The sequence below is a fragment of the Pseudomonas sp. 18.1.10 genome (assembly GCF_024655625.1).
Taxonomy (GTDB): domain Bacteria; phylum Pseudomonadota; class Gammaproteobacteria; order Pseudomonadales; family Pseudomonadaceae; genus Aquipseudomonas.
In genome coordinates this window covers 1-3,393 of sequence record NZ_JANLGL010000366.1, presented here as the reverse complement: position 1 = coordinate 3,393, position 3,393 = coordinate 1, and the positions used below count along the sequence as shown (strand labels likewise).

The window sequence follows — 3,393 nt, the reverse complement described above, 5'->3', positions numbered from 1 at the left end:
ACTGATGCACCGCTTTCGCGAGCAAGCCCGCTCCCACACAAGCCCGCTCCCACATTTAGGTGCTGCGGGTCAGATCAGCCCGAACAGCATCTTGGGCATCCCTGCAAACTCAGCCAGGTATGGGATTACCCAACCCTGGATCAGCTGGATCGCGATAAACGCGAAGATCGGCGAGATATCCAGGCCGCCCAGGTTCGGGATCCAGCGACGGAACGGCGCCAGCACCGGCTCGGTGATCTGGTACACCAGCTCCGCGCCTGGGCTGCGGCTGCCCGGTGCGACCCAGGACAGAATCACGCTGATAATCATCGACCAGAAAATGATCTTCAAGAACAGCGAGAAGATACCGATCAGCGCCCAGGGCAACAGCAGCACGGTGTAGGGCAGGAAGCCCTTGAGCAACAGCACCAAGGCAAACAGCAGGATCTGCAGCAGCAGCGCCAGCACCAGCGACGACATGTCCAGGCCGAACATGCTCGGCACGATCCGGCGCAGCGGCTTGAGCAAGGGCTGGGTAGCCTTGACCACGAATTGGCACAGCGGGTTGTAGAAGTTCGCCCGCACCAGTTGCAGGATAAAACGCATCAGCACGATCAGCAGGTACAGGCTGCCCAGGGTCTGGATGATGAAAATAAGCGCGTCATTAAGGCCAAGCATGTGTGATTCCTTGATTGGGACGACTATTTATTTGCCCAGCTGCTCGGCCATTTCCGCCGAACGATGTGCTGCGGCACCCAGTGCTGTTTCCACCAGGGCTTCAAAGCCCCCGGCCTGGAAGGATTCGATGGCGGCTTGCGTGGTGCCGCCCGGCGAGGTCACGCGGCGGCGCAGTTCGGCGGCGTCGACGTCGCTGGCCACGGCCATTTTTGCCGCGCCCAGTGCGGTTTGTTCCGACAGTTGCTTGGCGATTTCCGCCGGCAGGCCCAGCTTCACGCCGGCGGCGGTCATGGCTTCGATCAGCAGGAAGAAATATGCCGGGCCGCTGCCGGACACGGCGGTGACCGCATCCAGTTGCTGCTCGGTTTCCAGCCACAGGGCGATGCCCACGGCGGACAGCAGTTCCTGGGCTTGATCCCGTTGTGCGGCGCTGACTTCAGCGGTGGCGTACAGGCCGCTCACGCCCTGGCGCAGCAGCGATGGGGTGTTGGGCATGCAGCGCACAATCGGCTGGGCGCCGAGCCAGTTGTTCATGCTGGCGCAGGTAATGCCAGCGGCAATCGACACCACCAGCTGCTGCGGTTGCAGGCTCGGGCGCAGGCTTTCGCACACGGCCTTCATGGCCTGCGGCTTGACCGCCAGCACGATCACATCGACGCCCTGGATGGCTTCGGCGTTGTCGGCGAAGGTTTCGATACCGTGCTCTGCGCTGACGCGGGCACGGGTCTCGGCGCCCGGGTCGCTGGCGCGGATCTGCGCGGCATCCAGGCCCTTGGCCCGCAGGCCACCGATCAGGCTGGCCGCCATGTTACCGGCGCCGATAAAGGCAATACGCGTGTTGCTCATGACAGGTCCTTATTCAGTGAAAAGTCAGCCATTTCACGGCTGGCCGTAGTCGCGGGCGCCAAACAGCGCGGTACCGATCCGCACCCAGGTGGCGCCTTGGGCGATGGCTGACTCAAGGTCGTGGCTCATGCCCATGGAAAGTGTGTCGAGCGGCAGATTCAAACCGGCTTGCAGCTCACGCACCGTGGCGAAGGCTGCATCCTGCGCGGCACGATCGTCAGTCGGCTCGGGAATCGCCATCAAACCCCGCAACTGCAAGCGCGGCAGGGCGCTGATCGCCTGGGCCAGGGCCGGCAGGTCGGCGGGCGTACAGCCGGACTTGCTGGCTTCGCCACTGACGTTGACCTGGATGCAGATGTTCAGTGGTGGCAGGTCAGCCGGGCGTTGTTCGGACAGGCGTTGTGCGATTTTCAGGCGTTCCACGGAATGCACCCAGGCGAAGTTCTCGGCGATAGCGCGCGTCTTGTTCGATTGAATGGGGCCGATGAAGTGCCAACTCAAGGGCAGGTCGGTTAATTCGGCCTGTTTGCCCAAGGCCTCCTGCAGGTAGTTCTCGCCAAAATCGCGCATCCCGGCGGCGTAGGCTTCACGCACGGCCTGGGCGGGTTTGGTCTTGCTCACGGCCAGCAGGTGGATGCTGCTTGCGTCACGCTGGGCTGCGTCGGCGGCAGCGCGGATACGCTGGCTAACCAGCTCGATGTTGTCTGCTATCGTGGACATTCAAGATGCGCCCGTGGACATGGAGTCCGCGGCATTCTACTGGAAATGGAAAGCCCTATGGATATCACTGAACTGCTGACGGCAGGCTTACGCCGTGGCGCGTCCGACCTGCATTTGTCAGCCGGCCTGGCGCCGATGCTGCGTGTGGATGGCGAGGTCTGGCCGCTGGATTGGCCGGTGCTGTCCGCACCCCAGGTGGCGGATCTGCTCAGCCCGTTGCTGAAGAAACACCAGCAAAAGGATTTCGAAACATCTCTTGAAACGGACTTCGCGTTCGAACTGCCCGGTGTGGCGCGGTTCCGGGCGAATGTGTTCCAGCAGGATCGCGGCATGGGCGCGGTGTTTCGCACCATTCCCAGTGAGGTCCAGAGCCTGCAAAGCCTGGGGTTGGGGGAAGTCTTCGAGCGGATTGCCCAACTGCCGCGTGGCCTGGTGCTGGTCACCGGGCCGACCGGTTCGGGCAAGTCCACCACCCTGGCGGCGATGATCGACTACCTCAATCAGCATCGACGCCAGCACATCCTCACCCTGGAAGACCCCATCGAATTTATCCACAGGCCAAAAGCCGCGCTCATCAACCAGCGCCAGGTGCACCGTGATACCCACAGCTTCTCGGCGGCGTTGCGTTCGGCGCTGCGGGAAGACCCGGATGTGATTCTGCTGGGCGAGCTGCGCGACCTGGAAACCATCCGCCTGGCCCTGACGGCCGCTGAGACCGGGCACCTGGTGTTTGGCACCCTGCACACTGCGTCGGCGGCAAAGACCGTGGATCGGTTGGTGGACGTGTTCCCGGCGGGGGAAAAGGCCATGGTCCGCTCAATGCTGGCGGAGTCGTTGCAGGCGGTGGTGGCCCAGGTGCTGGTGAAAAAACTCGGCGGCGGGCGGGTGGCGGCTCACGAGATCATGCTGGGCACACCGGCGATTCGCAATTTGATTCGCGAGGACAAGGTGGCGCAGATGGTCTCGGCGATCCAGACCGGCGGAGCGTTGGGGATGAAGACGCTGGATATGAGCTTGAAGGCGCTGGTGGGCGAGGGCGTAATCAGTCGGGAGGATGCGCGGGAGAAGGCGCGGGTGCCTGGGGATATATAGCTCTCGAGAACACTGAAGATCCAATGTGGGAGCGGGCTTGCTCGCGAATGCGGTGGGTCAGTCAGCTCATCTGATACT

4 protein-coding genes are annotated in these 3,393 nt (G+C 62.9%); 1 reads left to right on the top strand and 3 read right to left on the bottom strand.

What is annotated here, in order from left to right:
* Positions 1-69 precede the first annotated feature (69 nt).
* The 3 genes from NUV89_RS28670 to NUV89_RS28660 are packed head-to-tail and all read right to left on the bottom strand — an operon-like array spanning position 70 to position 2,223.
* Positions 70-657, bottom strand: a complete 588-nt coding sequence (locus NUV89_RS28670) for a YggT family protein (protein ID WP_257783970.1) — start codon at positions 655-657, stop codon at positions 70-72.
* A gap of 27 nt (positions 658-684) precedes the next feature.
* Positions 685-1,503 (bottom strand): pyrroline-5-carboxylate reductase, encoded by an 819-nt coding sequence (gene proC / locus NUV89_RS28665; protein ID WP_257783969.1) that lies wholly within the window; start codon positions 1,501-1,503, stop codon positions 685-687.
* A gap of 33 nt (positions 1,504-1,536) precedes the next feature.
* Positions 1,537-2,223, bottom strand: coding sequence for a YggS family pyridoxal phosphate-dependent enzyme (locus NUV89_RS28660; RefSeq protein WP_257783968.1), 687 nt, complete (start codon positions 2,221-2,223; stop codon positions 1,537-1,539).
* Positions 2,224-2,280: 57 nt separating this feature from the next.
* Here NUV89_RS28660 and NUV89_RS28655 point away from each other — a divergent pair, with 57 nt between their 5' ends.
* Complete coding sequence (locus tag NUV89_RS28655) at positions 2,281-3,315, top strand: type IV pilus twitching motility protein PilT (protein WP_257783967.1); 1,035 nt, start codon at positions 2,281-2,283, stop codon at positions 3,313-3,315.
* Positions 3,316-3,393: the final 78 nt, after the last annotated feature.